Origin of the sequence: Hyphomicrobium denitrificans 1NES1 (genome assembly GCF_000230975.2) — a bacterium.
GTDB lineage: Bacteria > Pseudomonadota > Alphaproteobacteria > Rhizobiales > Hyphomicrobiaceae > Hyphomicrobium_B > Hyphomicrobium_B denitrificans_A.
Genome location: NC_021172.1, coordinates 1,087,141 through 1,109,030 on the forward strand (window position 1 = coordinate 1,087,141; position 21,890 = coordinate 1,109,030).

Sequence of the window (21,890 nt, forward strand, 5' to 3'; positions counted from 1 at the left end):
CGAAGACCAAGCCCTAGGCTTGGTCTTCTTTTTACTCTGCACGGGCGCTACCAGCTTTTCGATAGGTTAACCGCCTGCCTTGTGCGCCCTTGATCATCTTCGAAGCGCGAGTTTCGTCGTCAATTCCGAGCGCAACGCGGTTGTTATAGCGGAAGTCAAACTCCGCCAGATACCGATGCAGATGCTTTTCCTTGCAGTGCTGGTAGGTACCGCGCATTCCACGTTTGAATACTGAGAAGTAGTTCTCGACGGTGTTGCTATGGATGGTCGGGCCTTCCGGGACATAGCGAACGTATTCTTTCTTTCCGTGATAGATGCGGTCATGGCTGGCGAACTGGCTCAACTGGAATTTGTAGAGCTTGGCACTGTCGGTCATCATCGCCGTTTCGCGCTTTACGTTGGCGTTGATGATCGGGATGACCTCGGCAACGGTCGCGCCAGAAACGTGATAGCTGCGGACGCTGCCGCCGCGCTCCACAAGCGCAAAGATCACATTCTTATGCATTGCCTTGTCAAACTTGGTTTTGCGTCCCTTCGGGTGGGTTGAGGTGCGGCCATAGAAAGTCTCGTCGGCTTCAACAACCTTGCCTTCGCCACCCATCGGATGGGTAAGCGAACCGATCCGCATGGCTTCCCTGATGCGATGGCCCATGAACCAAGCGGTTTTGAGGGTCACACCCAAGGTTCGGTGAAGCTGATTGGCCGAGATGCCCTTCTTGGAGCCCGCGATCAGGTAGAAGGCCTGCAGCCACAGATACAGCGGCACGTGGCTCTTTTCGAAGATGGTCCCGACAGTGACGCGGAACTGTTTGCGGCAGGCGTAGCACTTGTAGAGGCCAAAGCGGGTGGCTTTACCTTCCATCTTGGAGACACGCTTCTGCTCAAAGCAGTGCGGGCACTGGGCACCGTTCGGCCAGATGCGAGCCTCAACCCACTTGTAGGCGTCTTCTTCGTTTTGCAGATGCTTTTGCGAAAGTAGCGACATGGCGAATCCCTCAATGATTGCAATATAGCAAATCACCTTGGGTTTGGCAAGTATAATATCCCCGTGCTGGCGCTATTGATCAGCGGGCCCAAGGTTCAAGTCCTTCATCCACAAAGAGAATCAATCACTTAATGTCACAACGCATACGTTCCGAGAACTATTTACAGCTTTAATGTTGTCTCGCTCTTAGCTGGATGTAGGTCCTGCACGTCCGCTCGACTCACTGCGCTCTGCTTACGTGCTCCGCCATCGACTTTGCTCATGATTTGCCCGCTCCCAAATCGAATCGATCGAGGCTAGGATTGCATCGTCGATCCATTCCGGTTCGACCAACAATCGAGGTCAATATTCAACGCAGGTTCACTTGGTAAAGATTTGAAGAATTCGGGTTTGTGAGCTGGAGGCAAGCATGACGGATTCAGCGCTAAGTATATTGAAAAGAGAAGGTGAGCAGGAAGGGAATGCTGCTGACTTTGACGAACATATAGCTTTCTATAAAAGCGCTTTACGCATCACAAGAATGATCATTGCCTTCGTTGCATGCCTTTTATTGGCAATGTATTTTTTTCTTGTGAGATAATGATGCCGAGCGAACTTTCAAGATTGGTTCGGTTTCGACGACCCACTTCTTAATCACCTACAGTGGTGGGTCGTTTATTCGCTGAAGGTCCGGCTGATGGCTGCCGTCGCGCCAACATATGGAATGCTAATTCCGACACTGGCGCTGTTTATTGTTCCATCGGTGCCTTTGGTGCTTGTGCGCGATGTCGTTCCCTTTGATCCTCTGATCCCGGCATCAAAGTTGGTTCCGTCTTCGCCACTGGTTCCACCAGATCCCTTGATTACGCCACACCCATTGGTTCCGTCGGTGACTCTGGTAGCACTGCCCTGAACGCCAGCCTAAAGCATTTTGGGCGCCGCCTCAATTGACGCACTTGACCTAAATCAAGGTTGCTCGCGGCCTACCGTCCGAGTGTGCGCTCCCTGTTGGGATCGGGAGGCAGCTTTGCAGGATGTATTGGACGAGCGCTCGGGGCTAAGCGACACGCTGGCGCTGATTGGCACGGTCATAATCGGCGCGATTGGTCTCGTATTTGCCATTGCCGGAGAGGAAGATATTCTTCGGCTGCAGGGACTCATCGTTTTGGCGGCGTCGGTGGCAGCCGGCTTATATGTCGCGACTCATCCGACGAACCTCAGACAAGAGAAACGTTCCGGCTACTTCGACGGTCCTGTTCGTGTTGCTACGATCGCGTGCGTGTTTTGGGGCGTCGCCGGATTTCTCGTTGGCGATATCATCGCTTGGCAGCTTTCGTTTCCGGCCCTGAACTTGGATTTGCCCTGGACCAACTTCGGGCGCCTTCGGCCGGTTCATACCTCCGCCGTTGTTTTTGCGTTCGGCGGCAACGCGCTCATCGCGACGTCGCTTTACGTCGTCCAGCGGACGAGTCAGGCACGGCTTCCAGGTAAATGGGCGCCGTGGTTTGTCGTCTGGGGATATCAGCTTTTCATCGTGATCGCCGCTTCGGGCTATCTGATGGGCGTGACCCAAAGCAAGGAGTACGCGGAGCCCGAGTGGTACGCTGATATCTGGCTGACGGTCGTCTGGGTCACATACCTGCTCATATTCCTCGGCACGCTCAAAGGCCGCCAGGAACCGCACATCTACGTCGCGAACTGGTTCTTCCTGGGCTTCATCGTCACGGTGGCGATGCTGCATCTGGTCAACAACCTCGCGCTTCCCGTGTCGTTTCTCGGAACGCAGAGCTATCCGCTTTTCCCCGGTGTCCAGGGCGCGATGACGCAATGGTGGTACGGGCATAATGCGGTCGGCTTCTTCCTGACTGCCGGCTTCCTCGGTATCATGTATTACTTCATTCCGAAGCGTGCCGAGCGGCCGGTGTATTCATACCGGCTGTCGATCGTGCACTTCTGGTCGCTGATCTTCCTCTACATCTGGGCGGGGCCGCACCATCTCCATTACACGGCTCTGCCGGAGTGGACGCAGACGCTCGGCATGACGTTCTCGATCATGCTGTGGATGCCGTCCTGGGGCGGCATGATCAACGGACTCATGACGCTCTCCGGCGCGTGGGACAAGCTGAGAACAGACCCCGTCATCCGGCTGCTTGTCGTCAGCGTTGCATTCTACGGAATGTCAACGTTTGAGGGACCGCTGATGTCCATCAAAGAGGTCAACTCGCTCTCGCACTACACTGACTGGACGATCGGACACGTTCATTCCGGAGCTCTCGGCTGGGTCGGCATGGTCACGTTCGGCGCCGTTTACTGCCTCGTGCCGTGGCTGTGGAAGCGCAAGGGGCTTTACTCGATGAAGCTCGTCGAGTGGCACTTCTGGCTCGCGATGATCGGTATCGTTCTCTACATCTCGTCGATGTGGGTGGCCGGCATCACCCAGGGTCTGATGTGGCGTGCTTATGACCGCCTCGGCTTCCTCAAATATTCCTTCATCGAAACGGTCGAGGCGTTGCACTGGCCTTACGTCATCCGGGCGACAGGCGGTGTGCTGTTCCTGCTTGGTGGGTTGATCATGGCCTACAACGTCTGGCGCACGATTCGCGGCGACGAGTCTGTCGATGTCCGAGATCAGCCTCCGGTCGCCGCAGCGCCCGAGTTGCGCCCCGGCGCCATTGCCATGCCCGCCGAATAACAGGAGCGACAATCGTGAACCACGCTATCTTAGAGCGAAACTCGATTATTCTTCTGATTGCCGCGCTGATTGTCGTGTCGATCGGCGGCATCGTTGAAATTGCACCGCTGTTTTACGTGCAATCGACGATCGAGAAGGTGCAGGGCATGCGGCCGTACTCGCCGCTCGAGCTTGCGGGTCGTGACATCTTCGTGCGCGAAGGCTGCTACAATTGCCATAGCCAGATGATCCGTTCGCTGCGCGATGAAGTCGAACGCTACGGTCATTACTCGCTCGCGGCGGAGAGCATGTATGACTATCCCTTCCAGTGGGGGTCGAAGCGTACAGGCCCCGACCTTGCGCGCGTCGGCGGCAAATATTCGGATGCCTGGCACGTCGAGCACATGCACGATCCGCGCTCTGTGGTGCCGGCTTCCATCATGCCTGGGTATCCGTTCCTCGGCAAAACGCTCCTCGACTATTCGAACATCTCGAAGCGCATGAAAACTCAGAAAGAGCTGGGCGTTCCTTACACCGATGAGATGATCGCGAACGCCGACAAGGATGTCGTTGCGCAGATATCGCCGGATACGAAAGAAGCGAAGGCGCTTCTCGCGCGCTACCCCAAGGCGCAAGTACGAAAGTTCGACGGTCAGCCGGCGGGGGACAACATTCCGCCGACCGAGCTCGATGCTGTCATCGCCTACCTGCAAATGCTCGGCACGCTCGTCGACTTCACCAAGTTCGACGCCAGCGGTCCCAACCTGCGATAGGAGATTTGGGCCTTGGCCTACGAAGACATTCAGGTAGTCACGCAGATTGCGTCGCTCGCACTTTTCATGGGCATTATGGTTGTGGCGTACATCTACGCCTTTCGCAGAAGCAACAAAGCCAAATTCGCGGCCGCATCAGAAATGCCGTTTCGCGATGATGCGCCCCCGACCGATGGGGACAAACAATGAGCCACCGTAAGAAAATCGACGAAGTAACGGGTGTCGAGACAACCGGACATGTCTGGGATGGCGACATCTGCGAACTCAACAAGCCGTTGCCCAAGTGGTGGCTTTACACGTTCTATGCCTGCATCCTGTGGTCTATCGGCTATTGGATCGTGTATCCAGCCTGGCCGACGATCAACGGCTATACGAAGGGCGTGCTGAACTACAGCCAGCGCGATCAGGTCCAGCACGATATCGATGCGTGGAAGTCGGGCCATGCCAAATATCGTACGCAGATCGCGGACATGTCGCTCGCCGACATCCGCAAGAACGACGAGCTGTTTCAATTCTCTATTGCGGGCGGCGCGGCGCTGTTCGGCGAGAATTGCTCCGCTTGCCACGGGCGCGGAGCGCAGGGCGGCATCGGCTATCCCAACCTCAACGACGACGACTGGCTGTGGGGCGGCAATTTCGAAAAGATTCACCAGACCATCGCCTTCGGCGTGAGAAACGGCAATCCGAATGCCCACGACACGGCGATGCCGCGCTTCGGGATCGACAAGATTCTAGATGAAGCGCAGATCAGCGACGTCGCTAACTTCGTCCGTTCGTTCTCGCATCTTGACGTTGACGCAGCTGCAGCCAAGAGAGGCGCCCAGATCTTTGCCGATAACTGCGCCGCCTGCCACGGCGAGCAAGGCAAAGGCAATCAGGAGATGGGCGCTCCCAACCTGACGGATGCCATCTGGCTTTATGGTAACTCGCAAGATGCTGTGATGCAGAGCGTTCGCACGGGACGGGGTGGAATAATGCCGGCATGGTCCGAGCGCCTCGATCCCGTCGCAATTAAAATGCTGACGCTCTTCGTCTACTCCCTCGGCGGGGGTCAAGCCGACGCCACAAGCACGTCGGCCCCAGCATCGGCGGCAGACAAACCATAATGAATGCGGCGGAAAAACAGAACAAGTTTCTCGTAGGAGCGGATGGCGCTCGCTCCGCGCCATCTCCTTCTGCTCGTTCGCATTCGGATTACGCGTCACGGCAGAAAATCTATCCCAAGCTTGCGCGAGGAACGTTCCGCAACATCAAGTGGGCCGTGATGGCGATTACGCTGGGCATCTATTATTTACTCCCCTGGATACGCTGGGACCGTGGAGAAGGGTTGCCCGATCAAGCCATTCTGTTCGATTTTGCCAATCAACGGCTGTTGTTCGGCCCCATCGAGATCTGGGCGCAGGAGTTCTACTACGTCACCGGACTTCTGGTGCTCGGTGCGCTTGGGTTGTTTCTCGCGACGTCGATCGCGGGCCGCATGTGGTGCGGCTACGCTTGTCCGCAAACGGTCTGGACCGATCTGATGATTGCGGTCGAACGCTTCTGGCAGGGTGATCGCAATGCGCAGCTACGGCTCGATGGACAGCCGTGGACGTTCGAAAAAATATCGAAGAAGGCGCTTACACATCTGTCGTGGCTGGCGATCTCCGTCGCGACGGGCGGCGCGCTCGTCTTTTATTTTCGTGATGCCCCGACGCTCGGTGTCGAACTGATACACGGGACGGCGCCTATCGTGGCCTACGTCTTTCTCGGGCTCTTTACGCTGACAACCTATCTGCTCGGAGGAATTGCGCGCGAGCAGGTCTGCATCTACATGTGTCCGTGGCCGCGCATCCAAGGCGCGATGGTCGATCGCGATTCCCTCCTTATTTCATATCGCGATCTCCGCGGAGAGCCGCGCGCCCCCCATAAGAAGGGCACGACGTGGGATGGCCGCGGTGATTGTATTGATTGCAGGGCGTGCGTTGCCGTTTGTCCGATGGGCATCGATATCCGCAACGGATCGCAACTCGAATGCATTCAGTGCGCGCTTTGCATCGATGCCTGCAACGAGATCATGGACCGCGTGGAACGCCCGCGCAATCTCATCGCCTACACGACGATCGGCAATCTTGCCAACGCTACGAATGCGCCGCGTGAAGGTTGGCGGATCATTCGTCCGCGCACAATACTCTATATGACTCTGATCACGCTCGTCGCATCGCTGATGGGATGGTCTCTGTTGCACCGCGCCGACTTCGAACTCAGTGTCATCCAGGATCGCAATCCACTGTTCGTCGTGCTGAGCGACGGCGGACTTCGCAATGGCTATACGGTGAAGGTCGCGAACAAGGTCGAAAGCGTACGGCACTTCAAGCTGCGATTTAGCGGCCCGCCCGGACTTCAGCCGAAATTCGTGGAGTTCGACGGCACCGATCCGACGATCGAAGTCGGCCCGGCTGAAGTAAGAGCGGTCAAGGTCTTCCTGTTGCTCCCCGGCGAGAAAAGGAAGGAACTCAAATCGGACGCCGAGCCTGTAACAATTGAGCTCGACGACGTGGCGAACGGGCGGACAACGTCGCGCACCACGACATTCAGGAGTCCGTCATGAACATCGCTGCGCCATCGAAGGGGTCACTTCGCGGATGGCATGTTCTGGCTATTCTGGTCGGGTTCTTCCTGACCGTGGCCGCCGTCGATGGTGTTTTGATTGCCAAGGCCGTTTCAACATTCAGCGGCGACACGGCCGATGCCTATCGCAAAGGCTTGGCATACAACCAGACGCTGGAGGAAGGAGCCGTTCAGGATCGGCTCGGGTGGCACGAAAATCGGACGTTCGATTCACGCACGGGACGTCTTTCAATTTCTCTTACGGATGAAAATCAACAACCCGTCGACGGCCTTCGCTTGCAGGCGGACATCGGGCGCGCAACAACGGATATATTCGATCGCCGCGTTGCGCTGGAACCTGCAGGGAACGGCACTTACGGCGCCGACATAGTCGGACTGTCGGACGGGGCGTGGACGCTTTCGGTCAGCGCTTCGGAAAACGACAAAGTCGTTTACAGGTCGAGGGCCCGGATATGGAAGCAGCCCTAGACGCCACCGTCGCGAGCCATGCGCCGAGCATAGAAACGCGGCAGACCATCGTACTTTCGGTGCCGAGCATCGTTTGCGGCAATTGCATTCGCTCTGTCGAAAACACGCTTCGTGCGTTACGTGGGGTCGAAGCTGCCCGCGCAAACCTTTCGACCAAGCGGGTATCGGTGGTCGTCGATCCTTCTCTCAGTTCTGCGGTCGATCTGACGACGGCTCTTGAGCGCGCGGGATTTCCAGCTGCACTGCTGGCGGATGGTGTCGAGACGGAACAGACTGCACGCGCAAGCGAGCTTATCCCTCGCGTCGGCGTTGCCGGTTTCGCTGCAGCCAACATCATGCTGCTGTCCGTATCCGTCTGGTCGGGGCAGGCGAGCGACATGGACAGCTCCGTCAAGGATCTGTTCCATTGGCTATCGGCGCTCATCGCTCTGCCGGCCGTGGCTTACGCCGGACAACCCTTCTTCAAGTCGGCTCTTGCGGCGTTGAAATCGCGGCGCCTCAACATGGATGTACCGATCTCGCTCGGCGTCCTGCTGGCGACGGGGATGAGTCTCTTCCAGACGATGCGCAGCTCGGAGCAGATCTACTTCGACGCCGCAGTGACGCTTCTTTTCTTTTTGCTGATCGGCCGCGCGCTCGATGAGCGCATGCGAACAAAGGCTCGCGGGGCAGCCGAGAACCTGATTGGCCTCAGAGCGATAAACGCCACGCTTGTCGAGAGGAATCAAACGACCAAGGTCGTTCCGGCAAGCTCCCTTAAGCCTGGCATGGTCATCGCGGTTGCTGCAGGCGAGCGCATTGCAGGTGACGGAGAGGTCATCTCCGGCCGGAGCGAAATCGACGAAAGCCTTATCAGCGGTGAAACGCGGCCGCGTGCCGTATCGATCGGGGATTGCGTATACGCGGGCACCGTCAACGGCGGCGCGGCGCTGAATGTCCGCATCACCGCGTCGGAAGACAATACGCTGTTGAGCGAAATCGGCCGCATGATGCTGGCTGCGGAGCAAAGCCGCGGTCGCTATGTCCGTCTCGCGGATCGCGCCTCGCAGATCTACGCTCCCGCAGTTCATATTCTGGGGTTGCTGACGTTTATCGGATGGATGGCGATCGGTGCGCCGTGGGATCAATCTCTCACGCACGCGATTGCCGTTCTCATCATCACGTGCCCGTGCGCCTTGGCTCTCGCCGTGCCCGCAGTGCAGGTCGCAGCAATGAGCCGTTTGTTCAACCGGGGCGTTATCGTAAAAGCGCCCGACGGACTAGAGCGTCTCGCGGAAATCAATTGCGTTGTCTTCGACAAGACCGGAACGCTCACGACGGGTGAGCTGCGGCTCAAGGCAGGCGACGATGTCGATACGGTTGCGCTTGGGAGAGCTGGATCGATCGCAGGGGTGAGCAAGCACCCTTATGCCAAAGCGCTCGCGAGGGCTGCACGCGCGCAAGGCATTCGAACGTATGCTGTCGAGGGCGTCGAAGAAATTCCAGGCTCGGGCCTCATCGCAACCTCAGCTGGCATCGAAGAAAAGGTTGGATCTGCCGCCTGGGCCGGCGTCGAAGATGGGTGCGCATCGATCTGGTATGCGGTTGAAGGCAAGCCTGCTGTCGGCTTCGACTTCATCGATGAACCAAGGAAGGATGCGGCTGCGTGCGTCTCTGAGCTTCAGCATGCCGGATACCTGGTTAGGCTGTTATCTGGAGACCGGCGTGAGACCGTTGCGCAAACGGCGGCTGCTTGCGGCATTGAGGGTTGGGCCGCCGAAGTTCGTCCCGATCAAAAGCTGCAGGCGATCGAAGCATTAAAGGCGCAAGGATATAAAGCACTGATGGTGGGCGACGGCCTCAATGATGCGCCCGCCCTCGCTGCCGGGCATGCCTCTCTGTCGCCCGCGTCAGCCATCGACATCGCGCAGAATGCAGCCGACGCGGTCTTTCAAGGTGAGCTTCTTCGACCGGTCATTGAGACGCTCGCGCTTGCCAAGGCTGCACGCCGCTTGGCGCTGCAGAATTTTGCAATCGCCATCCTATACAATTCGGTTTTCGTGCCGCTCGCGATGATGGGGTACGTTACGCCGCTGATCGCCGCGTTGGCCATGTCGAGTTCTTCGATTATAGTCACTGCGAATGCACTTCGACTCCGCTCGATGAGGCTGCATCTACCACAGGTTGGAACATCGGCATGACCGCGCTCGCTTGGCTCATTCCTGCTGCGTTGACGCTCGGTATGATGGGGCTCGCCGCCTTCCTCTGGGCGCTCCGCAGTGGCCAATTCGACGATCTTGAAGGCGCCAAGTGGCGCGCCATCAGCGATGATACTGATTGCATTGAGGCGCCATCGGAACGAGGCCCAGCGGGCGATGTTTGACGAGAGTTTCATTCGTGGTGCCGCCGTCGGGCTTGCGAGTGCATTCCATTGCGGCACGATGTGCGGCGGCATTGCCTGCGGCGCCAATCTGCTTCTTGGAGCGAAGACGCCTGGAGACAGGAACCTCAATCTTCTTCTGATGCAAGCCGGGCGCATCGCGACCTATTCCGCGATTGGCGGCATCGCCGGCACATTCGGCAGCGAGTTGCTGGCTCGCTCGTCCTTGAGCAGCCCGGCTGTTCTGCAGTGGGCAGCGGCGGCGTCGCTCTTATGGATGGGAATGGTTCTCGCCGGACTTATGCCGAGGCTGGCTCTCATCGATCATGGCATGCAGGCTCTCGCATCAAGAGCAAACACCATGTTGCGGCCTGCCGGCCGGGGCCGTTATCTCGCGCCGGTGACGCTCGGCGTCGTTTGGGGTCTAAACGCCTGCCCGATGGTCTATGGTGCTGCGTTTCTGGCATCTCTGACGCGGACTGGCGTTCAAGGCGCGACGTTCATGCTGGGTTTCGGCGTGGGCACCGTGCCGGCAGTAATTGCGTCCGCTTATGGAGTCATGTGGCTCAACCGGCGCGCCGCAGGAACGAGATTGAAGCTCTTGGCCGGGCTTGTCCTCGCGACCGGTGGCGTTGCCATCGCCTACTTTCCGCAGCATTTCGCCAGCTTGCTGTGCGCGGTGAAATAGTGACCGCGGGACTTCACCGAGCCCGCCGCGCGAGGTTTTCCTGATCGGGTTATGGTTATTGTAGTCCGAGAACGCGGCACGACAGAGGATTTTGGACAGCACAATTTCTAACTGGTCCGCTTTGAACCTATTCCCGGTCCCACAACATCGGCATTCCTAGTTTGCAACGAGAACTTTGTAACGCCGGTCAGTCAATGTTTTCAGGAAAGCAATGAGCGCGTCGATGTCGCTGTCTGCGAGCGTTTGAGCCCTGAGATCGGCTTCGACAACGTTGGTTTCGACCTCAGGCGCATCCCAACGGTTGCCAGTTTCGGGATTGGTCTTGGCGATATCGCTCGTTGAATATCGCTGGTGAAAAAGAATTGCGGTCCTTAGCTCCTGAAACACGCCATTATGCATATATGGCCCGGTGACTGCGACGTTGCGCAACGTCGGAACTTTGAACTTGCCGTCGAACTCAGAACCCTTTGCAGCGGGATTTTCCATGAGACCGTGATCGATGCGTTGAGCATCGCTGCGGTTCAGTCGCCGTACCGTGGTATTTTTAGGTACGCCCAAATTGACATATCCGAAGTTTGTGAACGCTTCACCGTGGACCCCGGCAACGGCGGCGCTCGAATGGCAGCGATTACAGCCGGAGCCGTCCTTGGAAAAGAATAAGTCGTGACCCCGGATCTCGGTATCGGACAAAGGCGCTTCGCCGCGTAACGAACGATCGTACTTGGAGTCGAAGGGTGAAAATTCTGGGGTACGCAGAAATGCAGTGATCGCGCTTCTTAGTGCCGCGAAGGCTTTAGGCGTATCCGCCAGGACGTCGTCTCCGAAAAGAGCGCTGAACGCGGCTTGATAATCCGGATTTTCGCGAAGACGGGAAACGACGCTCCCTTTATCGGGCATGCCCATTTCCACCGGGTTGAGAATCGGATCACCGACTTGCGTTTCCAGGCTCTCTGCCCGGCCATCCCAAAACATTCCACCCACCGCCTCCCGGTCGCCCAAAATATGGAAGGGTGGCGTCATATGAGCGTAGGATAACGTCGGGGAATTTCTGTCGCCAAGCGAACGGCCATCGCCACCGCGAGAAATTGCGCCTTGGATCTCGCCTAAAGCTCTCGGGTCGGTAAACGCAAGCTCGGGAGAATGGCAGCTCATGCAATTCTGCTTGCGACTGAATGACAGATTTCGGTCGGAGAAGAGGGCGCTTCCAAGCTCTTCGCGCGTATCCAAGCTTTCCGCGTATGCAGATTGAAAAGATGGGCAGCAGAAAATCGCAACGACGACTGAGACTTCACAGAAAAGGGACATGACGCCCTTTCGAAGCCGGCTCTTCGTACCGAGCCTCAAGACCCTTATCGTCATTTTCCATCCGCCTCGCGGATCGTCAGCTTGATTGAATTCTCCGATGCCCCGCCGATCTGTACGGTTGCGGAACCGACACCCAGCTCGAACCGCACGCTCTTTCGCACCGTCTTGCAATTCGGGTCACCCGAAAACGCAGTCGATTGGACTAATTCGTCGTTTTGTACGACGTCGATCCAGGCGTGATTTGGGAGTGTGATTTGATAAAGCCCGGGCTTCTGCACGCCGGCGATCGTCAACCATCCGGAGAAGCTGTTTTGAGGTATCGCTTGCTTCTTGATCCCCGGCGTTATCGGAAATTTGACGGTCGGCGACGGTTCAAGTCTGAGCTCGATCGCCTTGGTGGGGATCGATGCGATTGTGCCGCCTGTTGTCACCGCTTCGGCCTCATGCGCCGCTATCAAGCCAATTTCGGTATCGACGGGCCATTTGAAACCGCTGCATGTCTCGGCCATCGCCACCCCATGCATGCCCGTTAGCGCCAGGACGGCAATGGGTAAAAGGCGCCAGAACGAAGTGCGGTGGATGCGCATCTCTCTGTTCCTTATCAAACCTCAATGGGGTGTCAGGGTGTGGATCTAAAATTGGGTGCGCATGTTGGCATAGAAACTGCGCCCCATTTCAGGATAACCATCCGTCAAGACATAGTTCTCGTCGAAGATGTTACGTGCCGTAAAGAGAAGGCTCGTCTTGTCGCTGAGGTCATATTCGGTCTGGAAGTTCGCGAGCGCAAAGGCACCCGTTTTGTAATAGAGCTTCCCGTCGGTCGTGACGGTCCAACGATCGGACGCGAACTCGACGTTCGGCGTAATGCTCCACGCATCGGTGATCTTATACGTGAGGTAACTGATGCCTTTGAGCGTAGGCATTCCTGTCAGTTCGAACGATGGGTTCGTCGGATTATGAATATCGCGTTGCAGCCACGTGATGTTGCCGCCAATCAGAAGCGAGTCGGTCACCGCGTAGTCGACCGAGTACTCGATGCCATAATAGTGGCCGTCGCCGACGTTTTGGCTCTGAGTGACGGCATTTCCTTGATAGATAAAGGGAACCGACTGGATAAGGTTCGTCACGTCACTATAAAACACGGCAGCCGACATCTGGCTGTTGCGTGCGAAATTGTTGGTCCAGCCGACTTCGTAGTTGATAGACCGCTCGGGTTCCAGGTCCGGGTTAGACGTGGCGCCGCCGAAGCGTGAGCTGAAGCGCTCAAAGATCGTCGGGAAGCGAGTCCGATCAGATACGCTGGCGTGCACGGTGCTGAAGTCGTCATAACGATAGGCAATCGCGGATTGCCAATTGAAGGCGTCTGAATCCTTCTTGTCGTATTCAAAGAGACCGTCGGTCGTCGTGAATTCCTGGGCTTCATAAAGTTTGCGCCAGTCGTAGCTGATGCCAGCCACGATATCGAGCCGATTGGTGGCGTGGATCGTGTTCTCAAAGGCGATTGAATACGTGTCTTCGAGATCAGTTTGGTTGGGTTCCTGGAAGCAGGGCTTCGTCGATCCACACGATACGCCTTTGACATTGTAGGCTTGTGTCTCATCGTGCTGGTCACGGCGATAGAAGAACGTCGTCTTGAACGTATCCCACGGCGTCACATCCGTTCCAAAAAGGATGCTGCCACCGCCTGCCCAATCGTCATAGTCGCTGATGAAAGCCTTCGGCGTCATCTGCGTGGTTTGCGCAGGATCGTCGTAACTTACCAGGCTATCCTTGAAGGTCGTGTAGTAAGCCTTTGTTTCAACGAACGATGAGGAGCCGAGCTTTGTGTGCGAGAGCCAATAGAGATTCTGCTGCGTGGTATCCGGCCAATCCCAATAGCGTTGGTTCGCGACAGGGTCCGTCACATGGTACGGTGCACCCTTTGCATTATTCATGCGCACGAAGTTGATGGAATAATCATCCGTTGTATTCGGTGTTAGGCCGAGCTTCGCACTGATCTGCCAATTGTCTTTATAGGAATGATCCCGCTCGCCGCCATTCTCGACAGGCGTCGGCTTGAAATCATTCGAAAGGAACCAACCATCGGTATCGAGGACAGCGCCGCTCAGCTGTGCATAGTATCCACGCTGCCGCGTTCCGAGCGACGCGTAAGTCTTGTACCCTTCGTATTGCCCATCAGTCCCGAACATCATGCCGCCCTGGACTTCCCCCTCGACGGGTTTGGTCGGCTTCTTGGTCACGAGGTTGATTGCGCCGCCCATGCCGCCCGGTCCATTGAGAACCGATGTGTAGCCTTTCGCGATTTGGACTTCCGATACATCCGCCGTCAAAAAGCTGGCGAAATCGATGCGGTTATCAGCAGGGCGGTAGATCGTGATTCCATCGATTGAGATTGGAACCTGCCAACGGTCGAAACCGCGAACAAAGATCAGCTGCTCGTTGCGCGTGCCCCCTGAATTCGAAGCGGCAACACCGGGAGCCAATGCCAGTGCTTGATCCAACGTGGTCTTCGAGAACGTCCACATCGCATCGTTCGTAATCGAACTTCCGCCGACCATATCGATCTGGCCGAGCGTAAAGACGCCTGCAGTGCCGGGTAATCCGTGACCAGACAAGCTTCCGTCACCTTCACCATCAGTGTCGACCTTTTGAGCTTGGCCGCTTGTCCCATCCGATTGAATCTTATCGCTCCCCTTGGGCTTCGCGCGTGGTTTTTGAGTAATGCGCTGCTTTGGTGCCGCCACCACAACCGGCGGCAAGGCGACTTCGGACGCGCCTTGATCATTTCTATTGGCTTCTTGTGCTTTCACATTGCCAACAGAAGTCATTGCCAGCGCGAGACACGCCGACGCGCAAACACTTCGCGAACGCATTGGCTCCCCCAGAACCTCGATATAGCCAAATTTACTTATGCTAGATAGCCTGGTGACTATATCGAGTTTTCTACAGAGTTCAATGGTGTGGGCTTTGCGACAAATCAACATGCGCGATCGCGGAAGCTTGCTGGTGCGGAATTCGTCTGCCGTCTGCATGTTGTCGGCAGCAAGGACTGCAGACGCGATCGCGCTTGCCGTGAGAAGAGCAGAAGCGGTGGCTATGGTGGAGGGCCGATGACTGTCTGAGATTGTCCGCAGCCCGTAGATCGGACTGACATTCTCGCCTATTGCAACGTCTCTGGCGAGCGACGGCATCTACCGCTTCAATGCGGGCGCCATTGATGATGGAATCGGAAAAGACCTATCGCAGTGGTCGCGGGTAGCAGGTCTACATGCAATGGCGCGACGGCTAGGCGCCGTACCGCTTCACGAACAAGAGTGCGCAGGCGAGGCAAGCGGCCGTCGCGCCGCCGATGATGATGATGGCGAGCCAGTCTGCTCCCGCATATCCCCAAAAAGCGCTCATTCGACCGAACCTTCCGTGAGTAAGCCTGTATCCATCATCCGTGCCTTGCCGAAGTCGGTAACGGCATAGAAGAAGGTCAGCATCGGTTTGTCGCGGATGTTTTTCAGTTTCGACTGAAGCCGGATTATGAGGCCGGCTGCGGCGAGCTCGTCGAGGGCCACACGAATGGAATTCTCCCAGTACTCGCCCGAGTGCCCGTACTCGCGCAGCGTCCTTGCTATCAGGTCTTCGTCCCACAAGCCGGCGACGCTGTTGAGCTCGACCAACAGAAATCCTTTCTGGTGCAGCTTCATGGCGTCTTAAATCCGGTGTCGGTATCGCGCAGTTGTGCAACGGATTCGGCGGGTTCGCTGAACATGACGAAACTGCCGAGTACCGTGAGGATCAGCCCGATTATGAAGTACCACTGCGGAAGCTGCAGCGTGAACATGGCGATAAAGATGAGCGCGAAGATTGCGTACAGGTTACCGATGGCCTCGCCGCGGGCGACCCCAATGAGGCTGAAGCTTTTGTAGAAAGCCGTATAGCAATAAGCATGGCAGGCGGACGCAAGAATGATCCAAAGCATGGCCCTGCCGTGCGTGACCGTATCGACGATGAGGCTGCTGATCGGGAATTCGGTGAAAATCGCCAGAAACGGTAGAATTAAAAGTCCCCAGAACAGGACTTCGAAACTGAAGCGACATTGAATGCCGGCGTCGGGGTCCGATACGTCGATCGCTCTGGCAGCGACGGCGCCTTCCAATCCCCAGCCGACCGCCGACATGATGCCGCCGACATAGCCGAGCCAGGCATGATTGCTTGAAATGTCGAGTTCACCGAACAGACCGGGGCCGTAAATCGCCATTCCGCCCAAGATGATGATCGCCATCCCGAGGGCGGCGCGTCCGGTAATCTTTTCCTTGTACCATAAGCGCGCGACCACGGCGCCGACGACCGGATAGAAGAGCGACGTCACGGCCGCAAAAACGGGGCCGACAAAGCCCATTGCCATATACGAGCCAAATATCGCGAGCGGGCCTCCACACAGCGATGCGAGTGCATACCATTTGGATATACGGCGAAAACGGACCATCGTGCGGCCGTAATCAGCGATCTTGCCGAGTACTCCATTCCACAGCAACAAAAAGACAAAAACCATGATCGCGTGCACCCACGTCATCACCGCCGTCGCAGCAAGGCGTAGGCCCATCTGGTCGGTTGGAATATCGACGTAGGGTTTCTCGTACCATAGCGCCGTTCCGGGAACGTACCATGCGCCCCAAAGGACCGCCGTCCACAACGCCCAGACGAACCCCCATCGCTGCAAGCGCGAATAGTGCGCCTTGAGCGCGGCCGTCCGCAGCGAGTCTACGGCCGCTATTGTGGTCATAAGAACGTCTCTCCATTCTGAGCCCCCGTTCGGCGATCACGACCGCGGATTGCAGTTGCGAAAGCGCGAACATCGGCGACGCCGTCTCTTACTCACTGTCTCCTATGGATTAGGTTTCAACTGAAATAGATCAGCAATGGTGCCGATTGGCACTATGCGCATGGATATGCAGCCGTCGACGGCAGTCAAGTAATTGATGCCAAACAAGCTTCCAGGACGTGTTCCGAAAGTAAAACACGCTCCCCACCGCCCATGCGATGGCCTGTGGCGAAGACGCTGGCAATCCTGTCGGTTCTATCGCTTGAGATCCGCAGCGCACATCCTCGGGCAATTGACGTTGCTGGCCAACCTGCGCTTAGCTGGATTGGCAAAATCCTATTGCTTGATGATGGTACGTTCGTCGCGCGGTTGTCCGCTGCTTGGAGAAGGATGGTCGGCTTCACGCGATGAGTGGCAATGCCAAGAACATCCCGGTTACACGCCTGACTGACGAGCAATGGTTCCATCGGACCGGCCGTGTCGCAATGTCAATCGGCCGGGATACGTTCCACAGGGAGTTACTCGATCTCTTCGGCTCGGCGATAAAGCACGACTCCAGCTGGATCATGCGGTACTCGCGCTTTGCGCCGCCCGACATTCTCTACACGCACAACGTTCCGGACGAAATCGTTCAGCTTTATACCCGTGAATGCTCCACAATCGATCCTTACTCGAACCACTGGAAGACTCGTGGAACTCCCGGTGTCTTGACGCTTTCGCGTCTAAAATCCGAAAACGTAGAGTTCATCATATATTCGAAAATCTTCGGGGGAGCCGCCAACATCTCCGACGAAATGGCGATGTTCTTCACCACGGTTGGGCATTGTTGCCTCGCACTCTTCCTGGTGCGAGAGAAGGGAACTTTTTCTCCCTCCGACGTCAAACGGGCGGAACTCATTTTTCCCGCTCTGGACGGCTACCATCATGCTCACCTCAGTTGGCTGTTCAATGGGCTCCGATACACGAACCGCACTGAAATGGGAGGTTTCATCAAGCGTCCCACTCTCATTCAAGATCGGTTCCACGAACAAGTCTATGCCAGCGATTCCTGGATCCAGGCGGCGGCCGCAGACCCAGCGATTGACGAGATCGTCTGCGCATCGGCAAATAGTGCCACCCAGAAATACGACCTAAAGGACTTCATTCTCCGCTCTGAGGCGCTGGACCGCCACTTTCCTTTGGCGCCGGGCGGACGCATCTTCGCCTTGGAGCCCCGACCTTCGGCAAAAAGCGAACCTGTCTACATTGATCAAGTTGCGGCCACGCTCAATGACTTCACGCGAAGAGAGCGAGAAATCCTCGCGCTGATCATGATGGGCCAAAGTACCGGGCAAATTGCGCAGAAGCTTCAGATTAGCAAAGGTACGATAAAGAACTGCCGCCTGCGTATTTACCGAAAAGCCGGTGTGACGTCGGAGCGGGCGCTTGTGAATAAATTCACGGCGATTTTCAGGTGACGCCTCTCCAGCCCAACCCGTAAGCCATGCCCCGAAGCGGTGTTCTTCGCTGAGAAGCACGAGCCATCTCTCAGGGTCGCGGCAGTCCGTTACGGTGTTCAGCGCGCACTGCCCTGCAGCGATGGCCGAAGCAAGGGCGTAGATGACGCCTCTTCGGCCAAACGATAATCGCCGATCATGTTGGGCACGCTACGATCAGTCTTCGTTCGTTGCTCAGGCGGCTGTCTGAGCAACTCCAGATAAGAGATAGCACCTACATCGACCAACCCGACCATCGCAGGGATGTAGGGTAAATCGAGAAGTTTGGCGATCGTTATACGATGCAGCCCGGACCCGCGCATGATACCCAATCGTCCGGAACCATCGATGCAGATTTGAACTCCCCCGAACTCACGGAAATTCCAGCGCTTCAATTGTTTTTGGGTCTTGAACGCCCGATCTTGCCCAATCCTGCTATAGATTTCGTCAAGCGTCCGATAGCGTCGTACTATCGCCGATTCGGTATTGCGGCGAATACCAGCCCGCAAAAGCTTTACGCGTGTCATGCGGTGGATGAAGTCCGGTGTTTTCTCCCATGGCAAACCATCGCGCCAATGCATCAAGCTGGACTTCACCTGTATCAGGTCTTCGAGGGGAGAAAGATGCAAACCCCGGCGCTCGAAATCCACAATGCGGCCGCTTGTGCGACGAATGTTGAGACCCTCTGGCAAATCTCCGAGATAGTGATTGATTTTTTTCGGCTCAACCCAAATGAGTTCAGCTGTTTTGGGCGCTGTGGGGCCGAATACAACTTGGTTTTCCCTGTCTCGATGCACGGACCGTAGGGCGAGGACGAGCTGTTTGATGTCGTGAATTGCCATCATTTTCTCGATAAATGCAGTATGATATTTCGAGCCGAAGCAGCGGATTTTTCGATGCCGCCGCCGTTATGGAACAAGACGTACATCGTCGGTGTACGGAGAGATAAACAGTCGAACAGCATTCGATCGTATTTCGCGTGTCCCGTTTTGGTCATCTCTCGCTTGCGTTGAGAGAGACGCTCTTGGGGAACCAGGAGATGGACGATGGGAATTCTTTGCCCAAAGATTCGGGCGAGACCCGATGCCCAGTGGAGCCTTGGGTTGTCGGATTTTCGGTTGACGATCAGAAAATCGGTGAGTGCGCGATCGACGAGCGTTAGCCTGCTTCCGGAGAAGATGTTCAAAAGAGGAAGTGCCGCTGCGGCGCGCAGGTAGTTGAAGGGCGCGAGCGTGTCGTCAAACTTCTCTCGCCCCTGGAAAAGGAGCGGACGGATCAAGGTGACGGCAATCTTGTAAAGAATGGAATTCCGATAAAGGCGCTTGCCGACGTAGCTTTTAAACCTTTCGGGCTCGGATTCACGGAGCCGTTTGATGATGCTCGTTTTGCCGGAGCCATCGCAGCCCATGATCGAGATGCATCGCGTTTTTCTCGGCGCGTCGAGCCATGCAGCGCATACCTCGGCCATGACCTTGTGGCGCAATCGCTCCAGAGGCCTCGGGGCGGGCCAAAGTTTGTTATCCGCAAGCACACGCCGACTTACAGCCAACGTGTGTTCGTTGATTTTTCCCGCTGTTCTGATCTCTGCGAGAGTTGCGGAAAGCGCGGGAAATTCTGCCGATGCGCACGCACTTTCATACGACGCCAGTCTCCGCCGCACGTAATCGCTATCGAGCTTCTTTTTCTTGCTGACGAGGTGCTCGATGTAGATCGCTGCCTCAACGGCCGGGGGTAATCTTGCAATTCCTCGCGATGTAACGATCAGAGCTCTGAGATCTTCAAAGCTCAGGTAGTACGGAGGTCGGCATCAGCGAACTATCTCTGCGACCGCTCCAATGAAATGTCTTGTTCCGGCGCCATCGATTCTTAGTGCGGTTCGGGAATAAATTTGAATGAGTGTGTTTCGCGTTCCGAAGGAGCGGCGACGTGCCGCTTCGGAAGCTTGACCTTCTCAGGATGAGGAAGGGCGTCTGTCTTGCCAATCGACCCAATCAACTGGATGCGACGTGAGATAAGCCTTGACGGCCGAACCAATTGTTGGAAAGAAGGATTGCTCCCCGAACTGCGTAAATAATCCAAAACGCTTCAACTTGTCTTTGACCGGATCTTTCAATTCGGCAAACGAAAGTTTGATACCGGCTTCCCTTAGAGTTTTTTCGAGTTCAGAGAGAACATCGGCTGCCGTGACGTCCACGCTCGTCACTGGCTCAGCAGCTACGACAACCCAATGCACGGGTGTTGGCGAATTCTCGACAGCCTCAATGACGCATGCCTGAAACAGCTCCGCATTGGCGAAAAACAAAGGCGCATCCCAACGGAAGAGAACCAGTCCTGGAATGAGACGAGCCTGCGGGTAGCGGCTGATATCGTGATAGCCGCTTACCCCGTCAGCTCGGCCAAGGATAGCGGAGTGGGGTCGCCATCCATCCCAAAGAAATTCTATGACGGCGATGATCACTGCGAATGCGATCCCGGGTATTGCCCCGAATACGGCGACGCCCGCGAAGCACAGCATCGAAAGCCAAAATTCCCATCTCTGTATTTTATAGATGCGGATCAGGTCTTGGATCTCGATCAGGCCGATAGCCGAGGCGATGACAACGGCGGCGAGAGCGCTCGTAGGTAGATTTTGTAGGAGATTGGGAGCAGCGATAATGAGAAGTGCAACCGCTACTGCACCAAAAACGCCGGTCAATTGAGTTTTAGCGCCGGCCGCTTCGGCGACGGGGGTGCGCGACGAACTGCTGCTAATTGGGAAGCCCTGAAAAAAGCCGGCTGCAAGATTGGCTGCACCAAGGCCAACCAGCTCCTGATTGGGGTCGACGTACGTTCGCGTGCGCGCCGCGTAGGCACGAGAAAGCACGCTCGTATCGGCAAAGGAGATGAGGGCGACAGCCAGGCCGCCTGACAGAACCGCCGTGAAATCCGCGACATTGATCCAGGGAATTGCGAAGGAAGGTAAGCCTTGCGGCAGCGGTCCTAAAACCGGCACGCCCGCACTCTTGCTAAGCTCAAAAATTCCAACGATTGCTGCCGCCCCCGCGACAGCAACTAACAGCCCCGGCACAACCTTGCTTTGCTTGAGAGCGAAGATTGTGGCTAGCGCACCTGCACCTATCAAGAATGCAGTCCAATTCACGCGCCCGCCAATTACACCATTGGCGATCGACCACAGATTAAGGAGCGGTCCATGACTTTCGACGGAAAAGCCGAGCAATTTTGGTACTTGGCTCAGCAGGACCGTTAAGGCGATCCCGTTCATATAGCCGTAGCGTATGGGCTTGGAGAGGAGCTCCGTTATAAAGCCTAATTTGATCAATCCTGCTCCGACACAGACGGCGCCAGAGACGATTGCCATGGCGCTGGCAAGTGCGATCGCGCGAAGCGGATCACCCCCCGATAAGGGAAGAACGACAGCAAGGATGACCGCGGCGAGTGATGAATCCGGTCCCAGAACGAGAATTCGGCTCGGGCCAACAAGAGCGTACGCCAACAGCGGGATAATCGTTGCGTAGAGTCCATATATGCCTGGCACGCCCGATGCGACCGCGTAGGCAATTCCGACGGGGACGAGCATCGTCGCAAGAACAAGCCCAGCAACGATGTCGTGCTTGAGCCAATCCGGCCGATACCAACGCAACATCTGCAGACCCGGTAGCCAGCGGGCGAAGCCGGAGCGATCATCTGCTGATTGCGGGCGTAAGAGTTGGCTTTGCTTTGATGCAGACGAGGCAGCGGGGTCAGTGGCCATGCAGCTATACCAT

Annotated in this window: 20 protein-coding genes; 11 read left to right on the forward strand and 9 right to left on the reverse strand. The window is 56.6% G+C overall.

Annotated elements, in window-relative coordinates:
- Positions 1 to 31: 31 nt before the first annotated feature.
- Positions 32 to 985: an IS1595 family transposase gene (locus HYPDE_RS05195; protein WP_041320893.1), complete on the reverse strand. Its 954-nt coding sequence runs from the start codon at positions 983 to 985 to the stop codon at positions 32 to 34.
- Between the two features lie 409 nt (positions 986 to 1,394).
- On the opposite strand from HYPDE_RS05195, the gene HYPDE_RS19310 reads away from it, so the two are divergent.
- The 10 genes from HYPDE_RS19310 to HYPDE_RS05240 all read left to right on the forward strand — a co-directional run bounded on the left by HYPDE_RS19310 (position 1,395) and on the right by HYPDE_RS05240 (position 10,533).
- Positions 1,395 to 1,565 (forward strand): hypothetical protein, encoded by a 171-nt coding sequence (locus tag HYPDE_RS19310; RefSeq protein ID WP_187290865.1) that lies wholly within the window; start codon positions 1,395 to 1,397, stop codon positions 1,563 to 1,565.
- A gap of 426 nt (positions 1,566 to 1,991) precedes the next feature.
- Positions 1,992 to 3,656, forward strand: coding sequence for a cytochrome-c oxidase, cbb3-type subunit I (ccoN, locus tag HYPDE_RS05200; RefSeq protein ID WP_041320020.1), 1,665 nt, complete (start codon positions 1,992 to 1,994; stop codon positions 3,654 to 3,656).
- 14 nt (positions 3,657 to 3,670) lie between these two features.
- Positions 3,671 to 4,408: a cytochrome-c oxidase, cbb3-type subunit II gene (ccoO, locus tag HYPDE_RS05205; RefSeq protein ID WP_015597343.1), complete on the forward strand. Its 738-nt coding sequence runs from the start codon at positions 3,671 to 3,673 to the stop codon at positions 4,406 to 4,408.
- Positions 4,409 to 4,420: 12 nt separating this feature from the next.
- Positions 4,421 to 4,597: a cbb3-type cytochrome c oxidase subunit 3 gene (locus HYPDE_RS05210; protein ID WP_015597344.1), complete on the forward strand. Its 177-nt coding sequence runs from the start codon at positions 4,421 to 4,423 to the stop codon at positions 4,595 to 4,597.
- On the forward strand, positions 4,594 to 5,514 hold the full coding sequence (gene ccoP / locus HYPDE_RS05215; protein ID WP_015597345.1) for a cytochrome-c oxidase, cbb3-type subunit III: 921 nt from the start codon (positions 4,594 to 4,596) through the stop codon (positions 5,512 to 5,514). The genes HYPDE_RS05210 and ccoP overlap by 4 nt, the downstream gene beginning before the upstream one ends.
- Positions 5,514 to 6,998 carry a cytochrome c oxidase accessory protein CcoG gene (ccoG, locus tag HYPDE_RS05220; RefSeq protein ID WP_015597346.1) on the forward strand — a complete coding sequence of 495 codons (1,485 nt, stop codon included), beginning with the start codon at positions 5,514 to 5,516 and terminating at the stop codon, positions 6,996 to 6,998. Before ccoP ends, ccoG begins: the two co-directional genes overlap by 1 nt.
- Entirely contained in the window at positions 6,995 to 7,486 is a 492-nt protein-coding gene (locus tag HYPDE_RS05225) for a FixH family protein (RefSeq protein ID WP_015597347.1), read from the forward strand. Before ccoG ends, HYPDE_RS05225 begins: the two co-directional genes overlap by 4 nt.
- Positions 7,471 to 9,666: a heavy metal translocating P-type ATPase gene (locus HYPDE_RS05230; RefSeq protein WP_015597348.1), complete on the forward strand. Its 2,196-nt coding sequence runs from the start codon at positions 7,471 to 7,473 to the stop codon at positions 9,664 to 9,666. Before HYPDE_RS05225 ends, HYPDE_RS05230 begins: the two co-directional genes overlap by 16 nt.
- Positions 9,663 to 9,848 (forward strand): cbb3-type cytochrome oxidase assembly protein CcoS, encoded by a 186-nt coding sequence (gene ccoS / locus HYPDE_RS05235; RefSeq protein ID WP_015597349.1) that lies wholly within the window; start codon positions 9,663 to 9,665, stop codon positions 9,846 to 9,848. Before HYPDE_RS05230 ends, ccoS begins: the two co-directional genes overlap by 4 nt.
- Positions 9,841 to 10,533 (forward strand): sulfite exporter TauE/SafE family protein, encoded by a 693-nt coding sequence (locus tag HYPDE_RS05240; protein ID WP_015597350.1) that lies wholly within the window; start codon positions 9,841 to 9,843, stop codon positions 10,531 to 10,533. The genes ccoS and HYPDE_RS05240 overlap by 8 nt, the downstream gene beginning before the upstream one ends.
- Before the next feature lie 156 nt (positions 10,534 to 10,689).
- On the opposite strand, the gene HYPDE_RS05245 is transcribed toward HYPDE_RS05240, so the two are convergent.
- The 5 genes from HYPDE_RS05245 to HYPDE_RS05265 all read right to left on the reverse strand — a co-directional run bounded on the left by HYPDE_RS05245 (position 10,690) and on the right by HYPDE_RS05265 (position 16,612).
- The gene (locus tag HYPDE_RS05245) at positions 10,690 to 11,892 is read right to left on the reverse strand and encodes a cytochrome-c peroxidase (RefSeq protein ID WP_015597351.1); all 1,203 of its coding nucleotides are present in this window, start codon (positions 11,890 to 11,892) and stop codon (positions 10,690 to 10,692) included.
- Positions 11,889 to 12,425, reverse strand: coding sequence for a hypothetical protein (locus HYPDE_RS05250; protein ID WP_015597352.1), 537 nt, complete (start codon positions 12,423 to 12,425; stop codon positions 11,889 to 11,891). The genes HYPDE_RS05245 and HYPDE_RS05250 overlap by 4 nt, the downstream gene beginning before the upstream one ends.
- 45 nt (positions 12,426 to 12,470) lie before the next feature.
- Entirely contained in the window at positions 12,471 to 15,029 is a 2,559-nt protein-coding gene (locus tag HYPDE_RS05255; protein WP_015597353.1) for a TonB-dependent receptor, read from the reverse strand.
- A gap of 207 nt (positions 15,030 to 15,236) precedes the next feature.
- A complete protein-coding gene (locus HYPDE_RS05260) occupies positions 15,237 to 15,533 on the reverse strand; it encodes a hypothetical protein (protein ID WP_015597355.1) in 297 nt (98 codons plus the stop codon).
- Positions 15,530 to 16,612, reverse strand: a complete 1,083-nt coding sequence (locus HYPDE_RS05265) for a DMT family transporter (protein ID WP_015597356.1) — start codon at positions 16,610 to 16,612, stop codon at positions 15,530 to 15,532. Before HYPDE_RS05265 ends, HYPDE_RS05260 begins: the two co-directional genes overlap by 4 nt.
- A gap of 839 nt (positions 16,613 to 17,451) precedes the next feature.
- Between HYPDE_RS05265 and HYPDE_RS19555 the strand changes: the two genes are divergently transcribed.
- Positions 17,452 to 18,108, forward strand: a complete 657-nt coding sequence (locus HYPDE_RS19555; protein ID WP_244437783.1) for a helix-turn-helix transcriptional regulator — start codon at positions 17,452 to 17,454, stop codon at positions 18,106 to 18,108.
- 98 nt (positions 18,109 to 18,206) lie between these two features.
- On the opposite strand, the gene HYPDE_RS05275 is transcribed toward HYPDE_RS19555, so the two are convergent.
- The 3 genes from HYPDE_RS05275 to HYPDE_RS05285 form a co-directional block, all read right to left on the reverse strand.
- Complete coding sequence (locus HYPDE_RS05275) at positions 18,207 to 18,971, reverse strand: hypothetical protein (RefSeq protein ID WP_244437784.1); 765 nt, start codon at positions 18,969 to 18,971, stop codon at positions 18,207 to 18,209.
- A complete protein-coding gene (locus HYPDE_RS05280) occupies positions 18,968 to 19,594 on the reverse strand; it encodes a hypothetical protein (RefSeq protein WP_051111973.1) in 627 nt (208 codons plus the stop codon). Before HYPDE_RS05280 ends, HYPDE_RS05275 begins: the two co-directional genes overlap by 4 nt.
- A 483-nt stretch (positions 19,595 to 20,077) precedes the next feature.
- The gene (locus HYPDE_RS05285) at positions 20,078 to 21,877 is read right to left on the reverse strand and encodes a SulP family inorganic anion transporter (RefSeq protein WP_015597362.1); all 1,800 of its coding nucleotides are present in this window, start codon (positions 21,875 to 21,877) and stop codon (positions 20,078 to 20,080) included.
- Positions 21,878 to 21,890 lie beyond the last annotated feature (13 nt).

Coding starts and splice junctions, on each gene's coding strand:
- HYPDE_RS05230 (WP_015597348.1), top strand. CDS start 7,471: ATGGAAGCAGCCCTAGACGCCACCGTCGCGAGCCATGCGCCGAGCATA.
- HYPDE_RS05255 (WP_015597353.1), bottom strand. CDS start 15,029: ATGCCGTCGCTCGCCAGAGACGTTGCAATAGGCGAGAATGTCAGTCCG.
- HYPDE_RS05260 (WP_015597355.1), bottom strand. CDS start 15,533: ATGAAGCTGCACCAGAAAGGATTTCTGTTGGTCGAGCTCAACAGCGTC.
- HYPDE_RS19310 (WP_187290865.1), top strand. CDS start 1,395: ATGACGGATTCAGCGCTAAGTATATTGAAAAGAGAAGGTGAGCAGGAA.
- HYPDE_RS05245 (WP_015597351.1), bottom strand. CDS start 11,892: ATGACGATAAGGGTCTTGAGGCTCGGTACGAAGAGCCGGCTTCGAAAG.
- ccoS (WP_015597349.1), top strand. CDS start 9,663: ATGACCGCGCTCGCTTGGCTCATTCCTGCTGCGTTGACGCTCGGTATG.
- ccoG (WP_015597346.1), top strand. CDS start 5,514: ATGAATGCGGCGGAAAAACAGAACAAGTTTCTCGTAGGAGCGGATGGC.
- HYPDE_RS05240 (WP_015597350.1), top strand. CDS start 9,841: ATGTTTGACGAGAGTTTCATTCGTGGTGCCGCCGTCGGGCTTGCGAGT.
- HYPDE_RS05275 (WP_244437784.1), bottom strand. CDS start 18,971: ATGATGGCAATTCACGACATCAAACAGCTCGTCCTCGCCCTACGGTCC.
- HYPDE_RS19555 (WP_244437783.1), top strand. CDS start 17,452: ATGTTCTTCACCACGGTTGGGCATTGTTGCCTCGCACTCTTCCTGGTG.
- HYPDE_RS05285 (WP_015597362.1), bottom strand. CDS start 21,877: ATGGCCACTGACCCCGCTGCCTCGTCTGCATCAAAGCAAAGCCAACTC.
- ccoP (WP_015597345.1), top strand. CDS start 4,594: ATGAGCCACCGTAAGAAAATCGACGAAGTAACGGGTGTCGAGACAACC.
- HYPDE_RS05250 (WP_015597352.1), bottom strand. CDS start 12,425: ATGCGCATCCACCGCACTTCGTTCTGGCGCCTTTTACCCATTGCCGTC.
- HYPDE_RS05195 (WP_041320893.1), bottom strand. CDS start 985: ATGTCGCTACTTTCGCAAAAGCATCTGCAAAACGAAGAAGACGCCTAC.
- HYPDE_RS05225 (WP_015597347.1), top strand. CDS start 6,995: ATGAACATCGCTGCGCCATCGAAGGGGTCACTTCGCGGATGGCATGTT.
- HYPDE_RS05280 (WP_051111973.1), bottom strand. CDS start 19,594: ATGGCCGAGGTATGCGCTGCATGGCTCGACGCGCCGAGAAAAACGCGA.
- HYPDE_RS05265 (WP_015597356.1), bottom strand. CDS start 16,612: ATGACCACAATAGCGGCCGTAGACTCGCTGCGGACGGCCGCGCTCAAG.